This window comes from Methyloprofundus sedimenti (assembly GCF_002072955.1).
Classification (GTDB): Bacteria; Pseudomonadota; Gammaproteobacteria; order Methylococcales; family Methylomonadaceae; genus Methyloprofundus; species Methyloprofundus sedimenti.
This window is the reverse complement of the sequence record NZ_LPUF01000001.1, coordinates 2,367,610-2,386,081: the sequence shown is the minus strand read 5'-3', so window position 1 is coordinate 2,386,081 and position 18,472 is coordinate 2,367,610. Positions and strand designations below refer to the sequence as shown.

Annotated in this window: 13 protein-coding genes, 1 tRNA gene and 2 pseudogenes; 9 read left to right on the top strand and 7 right to left on the bottom strand. The window is 42.1% G+C overall.

Annotated elements, in window-relative coordinates:
- Positions 1-148: 148 nt before the first annotated feature.
- Positions 149-994, bottom strand: coding sequence for a PA4780 family RIO1-like protein kinase (locus AU255_RS10575; protein WP_080522832.1), 846 nt, complete (start codon positions 992-994; stop codon positions 149-151).
- Between the two features lie 580 nt (positions 995-1,574).
- On the opposite strand from AU255_RS10575, the gene AU255_RS10570 reads away from it, so the two are divergent.
- Positions 1,575-2,159: a YqaA family protein gene (locus tag AU255_RS10570; protein WP_080522831.1), complete on the top strand. Its 585-nt coding sequence runs from the start codon at positions 1,575-1,577 to the stop codon at positions 2,157-2,159.
- Positions 2,160-2,456: 297 nt separating this feature from the next.
- On the opposite strand, the gene AU255_RS10565 is transcribed toward AU255_RS10570, so the two are convergent.
- The 4 genes from AU255_RS10565 to AU255_RS10550 form a co-directional block, all read right to left on the bottom strand.
- Positions 2,457-4,724, bottom strand: a complete 2,268-nt coding sequence (locus tag AU255_RS10565) for a copper-transporting P-type ATPase (protein WP_080522830.1) — start codon at positions 4,722-4,724, stop codon at positions 2,457-2,459.
- A 170-nt stretch (positions 4,725-4,894) separates the two neighbouring features.
- Positions 4,895-8,035 (bottom strand): efflux RND transporter permease subunit, encoded by a 3,141-nt coding sequence (locus AU255_RS10560; protein WP_080522829.1) that lies wholly within the window; start codon positions 8,033-8,035, stop codon positions 4,895-4,897.
- The gene (locus AU255_RS10555; protein ID WP_080522828.1) at positions 8,028-9,542 is read right to left on the bottom strand and encodes an efflux RND transporter periplasmic adaptor subunit; all 1,515 of its coding nucleotides are present in this window, start codon (positions 9,540-9,542) and stop codon (positions 8,028-8,030) included. The genes AU255_RS10560 and AU255_RS10555 overlap by 8 nt, the downstream gene beginning before the upstream one ends.
- Positions 9,535-10,815 carry a TolC family protein gene (locus tag AU255_RS10550; RefSeq protein WP_080522827.1) on the bottom strand — a complete coding sequence of 427 codons (1,281 nt, stop codon included), beginning with the start codon at positions 10,813-10,815 and terminating at the stop codon, positions 9,535-9,537. The genes AU255_RS10555 and AU255_RS10550 overlap by 8 nt, the downstream gene beginning before the upstream one ends.
- Before the next feature lie 820 nt (positions 10,816-11,635).
- Between AU255_RS10550 and AU255_RS10545 the strand changes: the two genes are divergently transcribed.
- The 4 genes from AU255_RS10545 (at position 11,636) to AU255_RS10530 (ending at position 13,641) form a co-directional block, all read left to right on the top strand.
- The gene (locus tag AU255_RS10545; RefSeq protein ID WP_080522826.1) at positions 11,636-12,067 is read left to right on the top strand and encodes a hypothetical protein; all 432 of its coding nucleotides are present in this window, start codon (positions 11,636-11,638) and stop codon (positions 12,065-12,067) included.
- Positions 12,068-12,076: 9 nt separating this feature from the next.
- A complete protein-coding gene (gene thiL / locus AU255_RS10540) occupies positions 12,077-13,012 on the top strand; it encodes a thiamine-phosphate kinase (RefSeq protein ID WP_080522825.1) in 936 nt (311 codons plus the stop codon).
- A gap of 8 nt (positions 13,013-13,020) precedes the next feature.
- The gene (locus AU255_RS10535; RefSeq protein WP_080522824.1) at positions 13,021-13,515 is read left to right on the top strand and encodes a phosphatidylglycerophosphatase A family protein; all 495 of its coding nucleotides are present in this window, start codon (positions 13,021-13,023) and stop codon (positions 13,513-13,515) included.
- A gap of 49 nt (positions 13,516-13,564) precedes the next feature.
- Positions 13,565-13,641: transfer RNA gene (locus tag AU255_RS10530), tRNA-Met, on the top strand.
- 380 nt (positions 13,642-14,021) lie between these two features.
- Here the strand turns inward: AU255_RS10530 and AU255_RS21405 are convergent.
- On the bottom strand, positions 14,022-14,147 hold the full coding sequence (locus tag AU255_RS21405) for a transposase family protein (protein WP_080523337.1): 126 nt from the start codon (positions 14,145-14,147) through the stop codon (positions 14,022-14,024).
- Between the two features lie 359 nt (positions 14,148-14,506).
- Between AU255_RS21405 and AU255_RS10520 the strand changes: the two genes are divergently transcribed.
- Positions 14,507-14,854 (top strand): phenylpyruvate tautomerase MIF-related protein, encoded by a 348-nt coding sequence (locus tag AU255_RS10520; protein WP_080522823.1) that lies wholly within the window; start codon positions 14,507-14,509, stop codon positions 14,852-14,854.
- Positions 14,855-15,271: 417 nt separating this feature from the next.
- On the opposite strand, the gene AU255_RS10515 is transcribed toward AU255_RS10520, so the two are convergent.
- Positions 15,272-15,862: an LOG family protein gene (locus AU255_RS10515; protein ID WP_080522822.1), complete on the bottom strand. Its 591-nt coding sequence runs from the start codon at positions 15,860-15,862 to the stop codon at positions 15,272-15,274.
- Between the two features lie 257 nt (positions 15,863-16,119).
- On the opposite strand from AU255_RS10515, the pseudogene AU255_RS10510 reads away from it, so the two are divergent.
- The 3 genes and pseudogenes from AU255_RS10510 to AU255_RS10500 form a co-directional block, all read left to right on the top strand.
- A pseudogene (locus AU255_RS10510) lies at positions 16,120-16,776 on the top strand (IS701 family transposase); the annotation flags it as partial.
- A gap of 73 nt (positions 16,777-16,849) precedes the next feature.
- A complete protein-coding gene (locus AU255_RS10505; protein WP_080522391.1) occupies positions 16,850-17,821 on the top strand; it encodes an IS1595 family transposase in 972 nt (323 codons plus the stop codon).
- Position 17,822: 1 nt separating this feature from the next.
- Positions 17,823-18,227 (top strand): annotated as a pseudogene (locus AU255_RS10500) (transposase); the annotation flags it as partial.
- Positions 18,228-18,472 lie beyond the last annotated feature (245 nt).

Genomic DNA, 18,472 nt, shown 5'->3' with positions numbered 1-18,472 from the left:
TACCTATAGACTGAGGGCTGTACTCTATATAAAGATGGGCACGAAAAAGACCTTTGCCCATCCTACAAGTTGCTCATATTATTTCGTGCATGTTCTTTAGTGGTTTTTGTACTCAGCTGTAGCCTGGTATTTTTCCTTGCTTAGCATTTTATGATTCGACGTGTTCGTACTTACGTTTTATCGCTTCATCCCGTGCATCATTGATTTCCTGCAGGATACTTTGTACATCAGCCCGTTTGTTACTACCCTTGAAATGGCCTGATAGTTTGGTATCAGGTGTTAAATTGCCGCTCGCGTAGATTTTCCAGATTTCTTTAGCGTAGCTGGTTGCAAGCAGTTCTGGCGCAAAACGTCCAAAGTAGGTAGCCAGGTTGTTGACATCTCGTTCCAGCATTCTGGCGGCATTATTATTCGCTGCTGCATCTACAGCCTGTGGCAGATCGATAATTACAGGCCCATGCGCGTCAATAAGGATATTGAATTCAGAAAGGTCGCCGTGAACCAGCCCGGCACAGAGCATTCTAACGACCTCTTTAATCAGCAGGTCATGATATACCAGAGCTTGCTCGCGGCTTAATTCAAGATCGTTAAGCCTAGGCGCAGCGGCTCCGTGTTCATCCGTGACCAACTCCATTAGTAATACGCCTTCAACGAAGTTATAGGGCTGCGGAACGCGCACACCAGCAGCTGCAAGTTGATATAAAGCATCGACTTCGGCATTTTGCCAGACTTCTTCCTGCTGCTTACGCCCGAACTGACTTTTCTTTTCCATCGCACGAGCCTGGCGACTATTTCTGACTTTGCGTCCTTCTTGATACGTGGCCTGATTATGGAAACTGCGTTTGTTTGCTGTTTTATAAACTTTTGCACAGCGAACTTCACCTTCAGAGAGTACAACATAAACAGCGGCTTCCTTCCCGCTTTTTAGAGGGTGGATCACTTCATCGATAAAACCATCAAGAACCAGTGATTCAAGACTTTTGGGTGTTTTCATGGTTGATATTTATAACTTATTCTGGTTAAAAATTGGGGCTTAGGTTTGCTATGGCAAATCTATTGCGAAATAGAGTATTAAGGGGATTAAATAAAAAATTAAAAGTGTAAATTAATATTATAGTCACTTAGGTCAGTAAGCTTATAAATTGTATTTTACATTGATAGAGGATTAGATGCACAAAGGAATCCAAAAGACTTGTATTTAATTTGTACAATCTAAGCTTAGGCCACTATATACAGTGGGTTTAAGAAGTTACTCAAAAAATACACACAAGCTTATCCACAGAAAATGTGTATAACAATACTCAGCAAGCATTAGCTTTTTGACACACATCAAAATGACAAGATACCGGTTTCCTGACTGGTATGACGTTGATAAAAAATTTACGTTGTCACTCACTCAACTGATGCTATTTCCGACCTAATCAAAAAAGTCAGACAGTTTATTAAAGTTTCAAAGGGTCATTATGGAAGCAGGACCTCAACAACCAGTTATGCTATTTTTGTTAATTTAATTTGATAAAACATGAGATACTTAAAGACATTTATTATAAATCTTATTCTCCCTTTATTTTCCGATGTTCCAAAAACTTTACGATCAGGCTATACTATGGTCTAAACACCGTCATGCAACGAAATACCTGGCAGCTTTAAGTTTTGCTGAGTCTTCTTTTTTTCCTGTTCCTCCTGATGTGATGTTGGCTCCGATGGTATTAGCTCAACGCGATAAGGCCTTGCGATTAGCGCTTATTACTACTATCGCTTCAGTGATAGGCGGGATGTTAGGCTATTCGATTGGCTTTTTTGCTTTTGATCTGATTCAGCCATGGCTGGAAGGATCGCATTATTGGACCAAGTATCAACTCGCAGAGCAATGGTTTAAAGACTGGGGTTTTTGGGCTGTTTTTGTCGCGGGTTTTTCGCCTATACCGTATAAAGTTTTTACCATTGCCGCCGGCGCTTTATCCATGATGTTTTTGCCTTTTGTGTTAGCGTCTTTTATAGGGCGTGGTGGACGTTTCTTTCTGATTGCTCTTTTATTGGCCTGGGGAGGAGAGCGCTTTGCAAACAAACTGCGTCAATATATAAATATTATTGGTTGGGGTGTTGTGGTGTTAGTAGTTGTTGGTGTGGGTGTTTATAAATTTTTAGCTCCTGCATAATGCCGTATTGAGGGTTTTATGGCATTTCTCCATTATCTGCAGGCTGTTAAAGCCCGCTAGTAAATAATGGAGCTGCTCTTCTATATTGAAAATAATTATTGTAGCTAAAGCTACTGTTATTAAAAAATGCGGCCATTTTTAGATACGGAAATCTCCAAATAATTGAAATGCCAACTTTAGAAATATAAAGGGCTTTGCGATTATGCATTGGAGTTAGATGCATCGACAAACCGGTTAAAAAATTACTCTACCTGCCCGGATTCTTCCTGAAATTTAGGAAACTTCGGTTTAAAAATATTAAAGTGATAACTTCCGAAGTCGTAATGCATTTAGAATAACTGAAACCGAGCTGAAGCTCATTGCTGCGGCGGCAATCATCGGAGAAAGCAAGATACCAAAGAACGGGTACAGTATGCCTGCGGCTACAGGAACTCCCAAAGCATTGTAGACAAAGGCGAAAAACAGGTTTTGCCGGATATTTTTCATGGTCGCCCGGCTTAATTGCTGGGCACGGACAATACCGCGTAGGTCACCCTTAACCAATGTGACTCCCGCGCTTTCCATCGCAACATCGGTGCCTGTCCCCATGGCAATACCAACATGCGCCTGAGCGAGTGCCGGGGCATCATTAATACCGTCTCCGGCCATGGCGACGATGGCACCTTCATCCTGTAATTGCTTGACCAATGCTGCTTTCTGTTCCGGTAATACTTCGGCTTCAACTCGATCTATGTTCAGTTTTTTGGCGACAGCATGGGCTGTGATCTGATTATCTCCGGTCAGCATAACCACTTTAATACCTGCCGCATGTAGGGCTTTAAGTGCTTCGGCTGTTGACTGTTTGATAGGATCAGCGACACTGATAAGGCCACCAAGTTTGCCGTCTACGGCGATAAACATCACGGTCTGGCCTTCCTGGCTCAAGGTTTCGGTTTTTGCCTGTAGTGCTGTGATGTCAATGTGTTCCATTTCCATCAATCGACTATTACCCAGCGCAATAGAGTGTTGATTAACAGTGCCTTTAACGCCTTGCCCTGTCACTGAAGCAAATTTTTCTACTGGAATCAGATCAAGACCTTTATCTTTGGCTCCTTTGACAATGGCGGCTAGAGGGTGTTCGCTCGCTTTTTCCAGGCTTGCTGCAAAACGCAGTATGTCTTGTGCAGAAAAAGAGTGATTAGCAATCGTTTCCATCAGTTGCGGTTTACCTTCTGTTAGCGTACCGGTTTTATCAACGACCAGCGTATCAATTTTTTCCATGATCTCCAGTGCTTCGGCATTTTTAATCAAAACACCCACCTGAGCACCACGTCCAGTACCCACCATAATCGACATTGGCGTAGCAAGCCCTAGCGCACATGGGCAGGCGATAATCAAAACGGCGACGGCGTTGATGATAGCATGAGCAAAACGGGGCTCAGGCCCCCATAACCACCAGCTGATTAAGGTTAGCAAAGCGATAATTATGACTGTGGGTACAAAGTATGCGGCCACAACATCGACTAGTTTTTGGATGGGTGCTCGACTGCGTTGTGCTTCGCTGACCATTTTTACGATACGCGCTAACAGAGTTTCGCTGCCTACTTTTTCGGCACACATCAAGAGACTGCCGGTGCTGTTAATCGTTGCGCCTATCAAGTGATCGCCGACATTTTTTTCTACTGGAATGGGTTCACCTGTGACCATGGATTCATCGATAGTGCTATGACCTTCCTGCACTACGCCGTCAACAGGTACTTTTTCACCTGGTCGGATGCGTAAGATATTGCCTGGCTGCACCTGTTCCAGCGGAATATCGACTTCCTCGCCATTGGTATTAACTAAACGCGCTGTTTTTGGCGCCAGTTGTAATAGCAGCTTAATGGCCTGACTGGTTTGGCTGCGTGCGCGTAGCTCTAAAACCTGTCCCAGCAGCACTAATGTAGTAATAACCGCAGCCGCTTCAAAATACACAGCAACCGTACCGTCTGGATTGCGTACTGTTAGCGGAAATAAATCAGGTATAAATGTGGCCACCACGCTGTAAACCCAGGCTACGCCTATGCCTATGGATATCAGGGTGAACATGTTTAAGCTGCGCTTAACCAGAGATTGCCAGCCGCGTTGAAAAAATGGCCAGCCAGCCCATAAAACCACGGGCGTGGCTAGGACGAATTCGATAAGTTGCAGTTCAAAGGAGGAGATAGTTTCAGCAAGTAATGGTTTAACCCAGTCATGTCCCATAGCAAGAATAAAGACAGGTAATGACAGTAGTAAACTTAGCCAAAATCGTCGGCTCATATTTGTCAGTTCATGACTTTCCTGGCTTTCTGCGGAAACATCTCTAGGTTCTAAAGTCATGCCACACTTGGGACAATTACCGGGTTCGGTACGCACAATATCTGAATGCATGGGACAAACATACTCGGTCGTTTTGGAATTATCTGATGTGGGTAGTCGTTCCAGTGTCATTCCGCATTTTGGACAGTTTCCCGGTTCGGGTTGACGTATTTCAGAATGCATAGGGCAGGTATAAATACCTGAGGGCTGATCTTGAGTACTTGATTTTGTTTGTGATGTTTTCATGGCATTATCATTTTGACAAATAGTGAAAAATTATTTACAAGCCCCCAAAGTTAATTTTACCTAGAGGTATGCGGGCTTTGATCTGCTCATCCTAGACACATTCAAATTATTAAACAAGCTGTCTGAATCATTATGGATGATAATTGCATAAACAGATTAAAAACATCCCGCTACTGTTGTCGCCGTTCTTGTACTTGCAAAGCCAGGCTGTAGATTACCGGAAATACCAATAAGCTTAACATCAGTACCGTTACCATACCACCCAGAACGGGCGCGGCTATGCGCTGGGTAACATCGGCTCCGGTACCGGTTGCCCACATAATCGGTAATAAACCCAACATGGTGGTAAAGGCGGTGATCGCAACCGGACGCACACGTAAAGCAGTGGCATTTTCTACTGATGATTTAATTTCTTCGGGGGTTAAGGGGGCTTGTTTTTGTTCGCGCAGGCGGGCAATTTCGATATCAATAAAATTCAGTACCATCACGCCGGTTTCGGCGGCGGTTCCTGCCAGGGCAATAAAGCCCACGTAAACAGCCACGGACAAGTTAAAGTCATACCAGAAAATCGTCCAGATACCGCCAATTAAGCCAAAAGGAATGGTTAGCATCACGATGACTGGTTCGACCAGATTGCGGAAAGTGAAATATAACAATAGAAATATCAGCAGCAGCGTTAACGGTACGACCGTGCGTAGTCTCTCTGCGGCTCTTTGCATATACTCGAACTGCCCCGACCAGCTGACGGTATAACCTTTAGGTATTGTAACTTGCTCGGCCAAGACTTTTTTTGCCAGACTGACAAAACCGCCAATGTCAGACGTTTTAATGTCGACATAGATCCAGGCATTAGGCCGCGAGTTTTCACTTTTAATGGCTGGCGGCCCTCGTCTTAGGTTCAGTTCAGCGACCAGAATTAGCGGGATTTGCGCACCGCTGGGCGTGGGAATCAAGACGCGTTTCAGACTTTCCATATTATCGCGCAGTTCACGCGGGTAGCGCAGATTGACCGGATAACGCTCTAAACCTTCTACGGTTTCGGTGATATTCATGCCGCCGATAGCGCTTTGAATCACATCTTGTACGTCACCGGTAGTTAGCCCGTAACGCGCGGCTTCCTCGCGGTTTATATCAAAATCCAGATAATAACCACCGACCGCACGATCACCGAAAGCGGATAAGGTTTCCGGTATTGTTTTCATCGCCTGTTCAATGGCTTTGGATAAACGTTGCAATTCATTCAAATCAGGGCCGGATACTTTAATACCGACCGGTGTTTTAATGCCGGTGGAAAGCATGTCAATACGGGTTTTAATGGGCATGGTCCAGGCGTTGGCAACACCGGGAAAATGAATGGCTTTATCCATTTCCGACATCAATTGTGGCGTGGTTTTCTTTGGGTTTGGCCACTCTCCTCGGGGTTTAAGGCGCACAGTGGTTTCGGTCATTGATAGCGGTGCGGGGTCAGTGGCAGTATCGGCACGACCCACTTTGCCGAATACACTTTGCACTTCGGGAAAGGTTTTTAAGATCTTGTCCGTTTGCTGCAATAGCTCCTTAGCCTTGGTGATGGAAATACCGGGGAAAGTGCTGGGCATATACAGAATATCGCCTTCATCCAGGGGCGGCATAAATTCACTGCCGATTTTGCTTAATGGATACGCTGTGGATACTAGCAAGGCTATAGCAAGTATTAAGGTGACAGGCCGCCAGCGCATAGCGATTTTTAATAGCGGTGAGTGAACAAAATGTAGCGCACGGTTAACCGGATTTTTGTGTTCGGGAATGATTTTTCCGCGAATAAAATAACCCATTAAGACCGGTACTACTGTGATGGTCAGGAATGCCGCAGCAGCCATTGCGTAAGATTTTGTATAAGCGAGTGGCCCGAATAATCGACCTTCCTGAGCTTGCATGGCAAAAATAGGGATAAAGGATACAGTGATCACTAATAAGGAAAAAAACAGCGCGGGACCGACTTCTTTTGATGCATTAGCAATAGCTTGCCAGCGCTCATCTTTAGTTAGCTCAGATTTCTTCTTTTCGGCTGCCTCAGCCAAATGCTTATGTGCGTTTTCGACCATCACAATAGCACCATCAACCATATCACCGATGGCAATGGCTATACCACCCAGTGACATAATATTGGCATTCAGCCCTTGCATTTTCATCACGATAAAGGCAATTAAAATGCCTAAAGGTAAGGTGATGACAATGACCAAAGCCGAGCGTAAATGCAGCAAAAATAGAGCTACCATAAGACAGACGATGATCAATTCTTGGCTTAACGCTTCTTTTAATGTATTGACTGCGCGTTCAATCAAATCGCCCCGGTCATAAACGGTAACGATTTCGACTCCTTCTGGCAGTCCTAGTTTAAGTTCATCGAGTTTTTTTCTGACGCCAGCAATAGTTGACTTTGCATTTTCACCAAAGCGCATAATGATCACACCACCAACAGTCTCACCTTCGCCATCTAACTCCACTAAACCACGACGCAATTCAGGTCCTATATGCACATGAGCGACATCTTGCAGGCGAATAGGTGTGCCGTTTTCATTCACCCCCAACGGTATGCTGTTCAGGTCTTCAATGCCACGTAGATAACCCAGGCCACGCACCATATATTCAGTTTCAGCCATTTCTACCAAGCGTCCTCCGACATCATTATTTGAGCGCTGAATGGCTGTTTTAACTTTGGCAAGTGGAATGCCATAAGCGAGCAGGGCATTCGGGTCGACTTCTACCTGATATTGTTTGACGAAACCTCCAACTGAGGCGACTTCGGCAACGCCGGACACCGTTTGTAACGGATAACGCAAGTACCAGTCCTGAATTGAGCGCAATTGCGCCAAATCGTGTTTGCCGGTTTTGTCAACCAGTGCGTATTCGTAAACCCAGCCGACACCTGTCGCATCGGGACCCAGAGCAGGGTTGACGCCTTGTGGTAAGCGGTTGCTGGCATAATTTAAATATTCCAGCACCCGCGAACGGGCCCAGTACATATCGGTGCCATCTTCAAAAATGATATAGACAAACGACAGGCCAAAAAACGAATAGCCGCGCACTACTTTGGCTTTTGGCACGGCTAACATTGCAGTAGTTAACGGATAGGTAACCTGGTCTTCAACTACTTGCGGTGCCTGCCCGGGATATTTGGTAAATACGATGACTTGAACATCAGATAAATCAGGTATCGCATCCAAAGGCATATTTTTAAATGACCATAAACCTCCTATACCTAAAATAATGGCTGCGAGAAGAACGATAAACCTGTCTTTTAAAGAACTTTCAATCAGGCGCTCAATCATTTATTTTCTCTCCATGCTGAGGGCTGTGCGTTTCGCTTTCTTGATTCATGCTGCTCGGCATCTGCTCAGTAGTTAGGGGGGGCATATTCATGGTGGACTTAGATGCTTTTGGCTCGAGCATTTTTGCTGTCACTTCTCGTAGTTTTGATTCTGAATCAAGCAGGAATTGTGCGGAGGTTACAATTTCTTCACCTGCTTTTATGCCACTTAATACCGCTACTCTTCCGTTGGACGATAATCCTAAGGTTACCGGCCGTGGTTCAAATTTTCCTGGTGCACGTATGACAAAGACCTGATTACTGGTGCCGGAACGGATGACTGCTTCACTGGGTATGGTGATGGCATCGACCTGTTTGCCAGCGAGTATGGTGACTTCAGCGAACATATCCGGCTTTAATAGCAACTCTGAATTATCAAATGCCAGGCGCACTTTGATGGTGCGGGTTTTGGGTTCGGCATAAGGGTAAATATAAGCCAATAAGCCTTTAAATATTCGTCCCGGTACGCCAGCTAAACGCATTTCCACTGAATCGCCTTCTTTGACCCAGGGTAATTCATATTCGTAAATATCGGCATAAACCCAGACAGTAGACAGGTCAGCGATCATATACAGTTCGGTGGCTGGGGTGACATATTGACCTTCACGTGCGCCAATATTCATAATAATCCCTTCCGCCGGCGAATGAATATGTAGACTTTTTTTAATGTTCTGGGTACGCGTTAAGTCGTGCATTTGGTGAGCAGGAACATCAAGTAATTTTAAACGTTCCCGAGAACTCTTGACTAAGTCTTCCGCGCCGCGGCGTATATCCTCAATAGGACTTTGTTCTAAGACTTTAAGATTACGCAACGCGAGCACGTATTCTTGTTGACTGGTCACGAGTTGCGGTGAATAAATACTCAGCAAGTCTTCATTTTTTTTAACCCATTGCCCGGTTTTATCGATGCGTAAGGTTTCAATCCAGCCTTCAGTTTTTGGGTGCAGGCGGACTAGGTGTTCTTCGTCATAGGCTATTCGACCGACCGCACGTACCGTATGTGTGATGGTTTCGCGGATAGCAATATCGGTACGGACACCAATATTTTGTACAGTGACTGGGTCTATTGTAACCGTGCCGACAGGTACTCTTTCAGTGCCATTGTTATCCGCATAGACAGGCACATAATCCATGCCCATGGCATCTTTAGCGGGAACGGGGGAAGTTACCTCCGGGTTCATAGGGCTACGGTAGAATAATAGTTTGCGTTGCTCGGGCTGCTTTTCGTCGGCATAAACAGGGACATAATCCATACCCATAGGGCCTTTTTTGGGTATGGGTGATGTCACTTCTGGATTCATCGGGTTGCGATAAAACAAAGGTTGTTTGGGGTTATCGCTGCTCTCCGTAGGCATATTTTTGTGCCCTAAAGGATAAGGGGTATCTTGTAAAATAACATTCAGCCAATAGCCTATACCGATACCTAGAATTAACATGAGAATGGCGGTTATCCATGTAGACTTATTCATAAATTTCTTCCTTTCCGACTACAGCAGATAGTTGTGCTAGAGCTTGATTAGCCTGGGTTAAAGCTTTCCAGTATTGAGTTTCATAGTTATACAAAGTGATTTGGCTGCGCACCAGATTTAAAAAGTCGACTTTGTTAACCTGATAGCCGGCCAGCATTGACGCGACGGTTTGCCTGGCTTGTGGAATAATGCCGCTGTTATATAACACAGCTTGATTTTTAGTTTGTTGAAATTCACTATAGGCAGTTGAAATTTCAGCACGGACTTGATTCCACTGATCCTGCAAAGCATAGCGTTGTTGCATTAATTCGCTGCTACGTTGGTCAACTGCACGTTGTTGTTTACTGGAGGCAAAAATTGGCACAGTCATGCTTAGTTTTAGCGTGAGTAAATCAGAGCGTTCCAGACCGGAAAGCGTATCGCTACGGCCGCCATAAAATGCGCCTACTTTAAAATCAGGATAGAAATCTTTTTTGGCCAGATCCAGACGTGATTGTGCAGCGTTGATCGTTTCACGTTGGGAAGCCAGCATTGCCCGGGAGTTTTCTGCTTGTTGAAACAATTCAGACTCTTTAAGTAGAGTAGGGAGCGTGCCTGAAAATTCTTTGGCCAGTATGATTTTTTGATCAGCGGGTCGATTGAGTAATGCATTTAATTGCGCGCGGGTTTTACTTTTTGCTCCGGTTAGCCTGAGTTCATTATCTAATAACTTGGATAATTCCAGTTGTGCCAATAATACGTCCTGCTGTAAGCCTTCACCGACTTCATACTTGGTACGGGCAATTTTAACAAACTGACGTAAAAGATCCTGATTTGCAATGATAATATCCAGTGATCGATCCAGATAAAAAAGCGTCCACCAGAGTTTTTTTACATCCCGCAGTAAAAGCCAGCGTGCTTCTATAACGTCATGCACAGCGGCTTCGGCCTGGTAGGTGGCGGCTTGTTCACGTAATGCCAGTTTGCCAGGAAAAGGAATAGCCTGAGAAATACCGCCCTGTAATTGCGTCATATTTTCCTGTGCGAGATCAAAGCTATCGACAGGCAGATTTAGGGCGTTAAAACTGATTACCGGATCTGGCAAACTACCTAGCTGCGATGGGATCGCTGCCATGGCTTTAGAGCGCATCTGTATTTGTGCCAGGCTGGGGTTATCCATTACAGCGATATTAAGAGCGGTCTGCAGCGTTAAAATGCCAGGCTGTTCAGCGTTAGCAACGCTGGATAAAATCAGTAACAAAATAAAATTCGCTACTATTTTGGGTAAAACCATAAATTCTTCTCACATAAGGGAATAGATTCTGATTATGCAGTTTGTACATCCAGAAAGAATCAAAGCACTATATAAGCCTGAATTCCATAGGGAGCTTGGTGTTTTTCATAAAATCTTGAGAAGGTTTTTAAATGCCTGTATTCATTGAGATTTTACAACATTGGATGAGCTAACTGCATAATCAAAGTATGCTTTAGAGTATTCGCTGTCAGTGCGCTTATAACAAACACACTAAAGCTTTTGTGGAGGAATCAGAGTATGGGGGGTTTTATTCCAGGCGCTAAATGGATGCTATCAGGCGATATAGAAGGGAAATCAAGAAACGGGAGATTTATGCTCAAATGAGCTATAAGCATTGACGGGGAGGTTGTAATGCCGCTACAACTATGATTGTAACAATGCTCATTAGCATGATTAACGATGTTACTTGTTTGGTCTTGAGTACGGCTATTGTCTGAATGGTGTGCAAAAGGCGCTGTTTGATTTTCAATTACATTGTGTGTCTGCTGACCAGGTATGGGCATAATCATCAACATGTCCGGGCAATAGCCAAATGCTGAAGTAACGGGTGTTATTACCATTATGAGTATCAGAGAAACTGAAAGCCGGTAGCGAGTCATTTAAATTAAGATCATCTTAATATATTCAGGGTTGTTTTTTAAGCATAGCATAAATGACAGGTTGAAGTAAAAACATTCAATAAGCAGTTCACGAACACAAAATAGGTAATAAAAAATTAATTCAGTAGAGAGTAATAATGCAAGGCGATGATAATAAGCGTTATAATTTCATCCCTGTTTAAAGCGAGTAAAGAGGTTATATGCGCGTTATTTTAATATTTTTGCTTTCGGTCTTTATGAACTCTGCTGCAGCGATTACCCGATGTGAGTTAAATGGTAAGGTTTATTATCAAACAGCAACATGCCCAGAGCATGCAAAAGCGGAATATTTAATAAACGGTAAATATATTGATGAAGAGCAGTTACTCAAACACAGGCAGGAGAAAAAAGTAACAATGCCAGAAGATTTGCCAGCTGTAACTGAAGAAAAACCAGAACAAGCACAGAATTCAATTGAACCGACTGATGCTAAGAAAGAAGAAGCGGATGAGCAGGACAAAAAGCCTGTTCATAATCCCGCTCAGGTTAATGTTCCCAGTACATTTGAATATGTCAATCCGAAGCTGTCAGATATGCAAAAGCAATTAGACGAACATAATAAAGAATTACAAAAGCTACAAAACGTACAGTAATCATTGCGTATGGCACTTACAGAATTTAATTTGATCAAACAGTTCTTTACCCGCCCTGCGCAAGGTAAAAGTACCCGACTATCTGTCGGAGATGATTGTGCACTGCTTTCCATTCCTGAAGGCTATGAATTAGCGATTACTACCGATACTATGGTAGAGAATGTGCATTTTTTCCCCGATGTGTTGCCTGAACAATTAGGCCATAAATTATTGGCTGTTAATTTAAGTGATTTGGCCAGTATGGGGGCTGAGCCTATTGCAATTACTTTAGCTCTGACTATGCCAAAAGTCGATGCAGACTGGCTAAAGGCATTTGCTAATGGCTTGTTTGCCTTAGCTGATAAATATCAGCTTGATTTAATCGGCGGAGATACTACTTCAGGACCTTTAACTTTAAGTATTCAGGCAATGGGCCTGGTGCCAAATAACCAGGCATTAAAACGCTCAGCTGCAAAAGTGGGTGATTTGATTTATGTGACGGGTTGTATTGGTGACGCTGGTTTGGGCTTAAAAATCAAACAGGGTTTTAGGGGGGCGGATGTTCAGCAGGTTTTACAACGATTTAACAAGCCTGAACCGCGTATTAAAGAAGGCTTGGCACTACGTTCTTTAGCAAATGCCTGTATTGATATTTCAGATGGACTTGCTGCTGATCTGGGACATATTCTGAATAATAGTGGGGTCGGAGCCAAGCTTGATTATGCGCAAATACCCATGTCAGAAGCGGTAACAAGCTATATACAGAAAACGGACGATTGGCAGATGCCATTGATCGCGGGTGACGATTATGAATTATGTTTTACCATAAATACTGAAAATGTCAGGAGATTAAATATCTCCTGTACCTGTATAGGTATTATTGAAGAAGAGCAGGGGCTACGCATCATGCAAAATGGAGAAACCTCAATTTTTAATAAAAGTGGCTTCGAGCACTTTAATACGTAAGAAAAATAATGTTTTTGACTAAAGCAGGAAAAAATCAAATAAGCGCACGGGAAATATTATTAGACCCTGTTTTATGTCTGGCCTTTGGCTTTGGCTCAGGCCTGGCAAAAAAGGCTCCTGGAACCTTTGGTACTTTAGCGGCTGTGCCTATTTATATAGCTTTAATACAGACAAATATTTGGTTATATAGTGTTGTTACTTTATTGAGTTCAGTTGCAGGTATCTGGATTTGTGGTGTTGCGGCAGACAAATTAGGAGAGCATGATTTTGGAGGAATAGTCTGGGATGAAATTGCTGGTTATTTAATTACCATGTGGTTTGTTGCTTTTAGCTGGCAAAATCTAATATTGGGATTTGTATTGTTCAGGATATTTGATATTTTTAAACCCTGGCCGATAAAATGGATAGATCAAAAAATATCGGGTGGCTTTGGTATTATGCTAGATGATGTCATTGCAGGCCTGATTGCCGGGCTTGGTTTAGTCATAATCAATTTAATTTAAAATTAAACTTGCCAGACCTGAAATATTCAGTATAATGGAACAAATCAATCGCGGGGTGGAGCAGCTTGGTAGCTCGTCGGGCTCATAACCCGAAGGTCGTAGGTTCAAATCCTGCCCCCGCTACCATTGATCAGACTTTTCATTATTGCCGTTGGGCATCAATGGCTTGAACAGTCTTTCATAGTTTTATCCTCTGTAGTAATTTTAAGTATTCCAGCCAAATCTTCATAAAGATCACTAGATAGATCTTCTTGATTGGCCTTGGGTGTTTAAATTAGTCTTTTCAATTAATGTCCTCACATTTTCTCTGGCTTCGCCGGATGCATACTCAGTTAATCCTTTTCTTAAATTTTCCATCTTCTTACGATAGCGTTTGACCATAGTCTGCTGAATTGAAAGCTTTGATACTTTATTTATTACTGCAACATCTTAAGCATTTCCCATCTATCACAATCACTTCGCCTGTTGTTAGATCGGCTAAGTCGCATACCTATTTGGAAAAGCATTCACAAAAATTCTTCGCTATCAACGACTGCAATGACATCGCCAAAGGTATCATGTGAAGGTATTTCGTACTCCAATTCTAATAGTTTCTTAAACCTGTCTTTTTTAGTTTCCCCAAATTCTTCAATAGCGGCCTAATTGTCTGCAGCACATATCACCGCATAAAGAGTGATACATGCAGTTGGTCATTTCTGTCTGTTTACTTTTGGGCCTTATATGCTTGAAAAATAATGGATAATAGATGTAAGTTACTTTGTCTGTCATTTATAATTAATATGATACATCTGATACCTTATCTAACTTGTATTTTCAAAAACTTTTAAACCCGATTGCCCTGAGGCAAAATTCGAGTATTAGTAAAATTGCCTAATTAAAGTGTTAGAATAAAATTTATTCAATCGATATCATTGATTGAACTGTGTATGGTCGTTAATAATGTACATTATTACTTATTTATAAATATTTTATTTACTACAAGGAAATAATCATGCCTTTGATAAAACTCAGAACCAATGTCAGTATTGCTGAAGAAAACACAACGGAGTTACTACATGAGTTTTCACAATTACTAGCAAGTGAAACAGGAAAGCCTGAACGCTATATTATGGTGGAATTAGAAGGTGAGAGAAGTATGCTCTTTGGTGGCAGCTCCGAACCTTTAGCTTATGTGGAATGTAAAAGTATTGGGCTCTCAACTGCACAGGCAAAATCCTTATCGCAATCCATTAGTCAGGTATTGAAGACCCAGCTAAAAATTAGTGCCGATCGTGTATATATTGAATTTAGTAATTGTCCGGCAGAATTCTGGGGCTGGAATGGCTCAACTTTTGGCTAGTTTTCAAGCAGTAATTGAGTACAAAAAGTAACATTTCTTCACTGAGAGCACAGACATTTTGTACAACTGTATCGTGCTCTTTTAAGTTCTTTGTCGAAAAGTCACTTTTGTGGCCAATTAAGAAGTAGTACAAGCTATAAATCTATGCAAATGCACCGAGAAATGAATCGATTAGTCAAGCTTGCTGCGTGTTTCTCGCTTTTTGTTCATATTTAATGACTGCAAATAAAAGGAGCAAAAATTTCTGCAACTTTAGTGATCTGCTGAACAAGGGCTTTATAGCAGGATAACTTTGGAAAAAAAACAGCTACATAAATGTCGATTTGCATAGTTATAAATATAGCTTTATTTTTTTAATGAAATCAACAACTCTAAAAAATGTATAGTTTAATAACCTTTTAATTCATATTAAAGCTATTAAGTTTCATCTTTGTTAAGCCACGGAGTTGTTGCAACAGCCTGATAATTAACATAGTGCTCAAGCAATTTTTCAGGCTGAGATTCTATGATTAACAGGTCATGTTGCCGTTGTTTGACAAATTGCTCGACTAACATATGATCCAGAAACTGGATTAAGGTATCGTAATAACCGTCAATGTTCAGCAAGCCACAGGGTTTATTGTGGATTCCAAGTTGTGCCCAGGTCCAGATTTCAAACATTTCTTCCAGCGTACCTATACCACCCGGTAGCGCAATAAACCCATCAGAAAGTTCAGCCATTAACATTTTGCGTTCATGCATGGATTCAGTAATATGCAGTTCAGTCAGATTTTTATGCATAACTTCTTTATGTGCTAATGCTTTTGGTATTATGCCTATAACTTTCCCCCCGAGTTCCAACATTTGATCTGCTAGCAAACCCATAATGCCAATACTCGCACCGCCATAGACTAATGTGATGTTACGATTTACCAGCGATTGCGCAAGCACCCTGGCTGATGACGCATACGCTTTAGAACGTCCGGAACTAGAGCCACAGTAGACACAAATGCTTTTTAATTGATTCATATAGTAATTCTCATTGAGAGGTGTTGAGTTATCAACAGCAGTCTTAATTGTACCGTAATTACCTAGGAAAATTTACTGCTGCATCAGTTGCGATAGACAAGATGATTGTGCTGCAAATAATTATGTATCGGATTTCTAAGGGCTATTGGTTTGTCGCAAAAATAGTTACTCACATCTGGAATAGAAGTTACGCATTGACAGTCAATGTTAAACCATAATACAGAAAAATGCCGAATCCACTATAAATCTAGACCTTGATAAGAGAAATAACCCGCCCATCAACTGCTCGTTGTACTTTACCGATGTACATAGGATTTTTGTTAAGTGAGCCTAAACAGGCTAGCTGTTGCCGGCTAGGAGAAGTTATGTCAATTTCACATGATAGCGTCAACCGATTTCTGAATCGTGAATCGTATACCGGGCGCGATTTATATAACGAAGCCAGTCCTACTTTGAATTTAAAGGGCGGAACCTTAAGTGTTGACGATAGCGTACTGGATAAGCCTCATAGTCAGTACATGGCTTTTGTCAGTCATTTTTGGTCAGGCAAGCATCACCGAGCGGTCAAAGGGATTAACCTTGTTACTTTGTACTACACGGATACTCAAGGAAAACACCAACCTGTCAATTTTCGAGTGGTAGATAAAGCCGAAGGGAAAACAAAAAATGACTACTTTCTGGATATGCTTGCAGAGGTATTATCTTGGGGGCTTGAGCCAGGCTTTGTAACAGGAGATAGTTGGTACAGTTGCGTAAAAAATCTTAAACGGATTAGAAATCATCAGATAGGATTGCTCTTTGCGCTGGAAAGTAACCGCTTGGTTTCTGTTGAAGAAGGAACATGGGTTCAAGTTAAGCAACTAGAAGTTCCAGAGGAAGGCTTGGTCGTTTGGCTCAAAAATTTTGGCTATGTCACCGTAAAGTATGGAATTTCATATAACAAGAGCGTATAAGTAAATAAAGCCCATGTAAATTAAGGAGATAGTTATGAAAGCCCCAGAGTTTTTAGAGTTCATTTCCGAAATAAATCAACTTGACCACCATCAACGCACTGTTCTAACGAAAGCACTGGATCAACTAGAGGACGAACCTAAGGTTTTTGATTTAATTGAAACAATATTTGATAGCAAAGGTAAATGCCCTCATTGCTCCCATACCGAAAGCCACAGGCATGGAATAAAAGATGGCCTTCAGCGCTACCGCTGTAAAGCCTGCAAAAAGACATTTAATGCTTTGACAGGAACGCCTCTTGCTCATCTACGCCTCAAGTCAAAGTGGCTTGATTACTTAGGAGCTATCGCAGAATCATTGACTGTCCGGCAGGCAGCTAAAGAAATTAATGTGCATCGAAATACAACCTTTCGATGGCGGCACCGTTTTTTAAGCTGGATTCAGCAGGATCGTCCCAGTGCTCTTCATGGCATTACAGAAGCTGATGAAACCTACTTACTTGAGTCACATAAAGGAGAACGCCATCTCAATCGTCAACCAAGGAAACGAGGGGGCTGTGCGACTAAGCGAGGGATTTCTGATGAGCAAATGTGCATTTTAATTGCTCGTGATCGCTCAAAACAAACCGTAGATTTTGTGACAGGTAATGGCCCAATAAGCAAAATTGTTCTTGATACGCATTTAAAGCCAATACTAGACCAGGATGCCCTCCTTGTGAGTGATGGCAATCCAACTTATGGTGCATTTTGTAAAGCTGAAAAAGTATCTCATGAAATCGTTAACATGAGTCAAGGGCAGCGGGTGACTAAAGGGGCCTATCATATACAAAATGTCAATGCATACCACCACCGTTTTAAATCATGGCTAGACCGCTTTCATGGTGTAGCCACCAAGTATTTACCTAATTATTTGGCTTGGTGCAGAATTATGGATCGGAACCACAATCTAACCCCTGAGCAATTGTTACATTCTGCTCTGGGTGATTTTCAATACTTAACGGTGACATAGCCAAAATTTTGGGTACGTGAAATTATTTCGGACAAAGTTGAAAGACCAACTTCGCCATTATATAAGTGCACTACCTAATGACGAGCAAACCAAGTCCTTTGGCAGTAGGGATTTTACCGAACAACATGATCGGCATTGGCAAATTGAGCAATATCATCGTGCAATTAAGCAAGTATGTAACATTGAGCGATTTCAGGTTCGCAGCAAAGGAGCCATTAAAAATCACCTTTTTGCTGCAATTTGTGGGTTTGTTCAATTACAAAAATTGAGCTTCGCAGAGGTCATTAGTAATTGCTATAGCGTGCAAAGAAATTTATTCAAAGATATCATGGCTTCATTTATTGAGACGTTTATGCCAAATATAAGCCATTTAAACCCAGAATTTCAACCTGTCGTCAATGCGTAACTTCTATGGAATTTATTAATGCCTTTTGAACCAGAAAGGAAAATACGATAGTCAGTAAAAACTACATAACAGCAGGATTTATGCACACCGTGATTTTTTCAGATAGCAAGCAGAAAATTTAAAATTAAAAATATCTTTTATTTCTATTGATAATTGTAAGTTATTGAAAAATAGATAAATATGCTGCTGCATAAAAAATACACAATTTAACAGAACAGTAATACCTTCAGGCCTTAAGCAGGGTT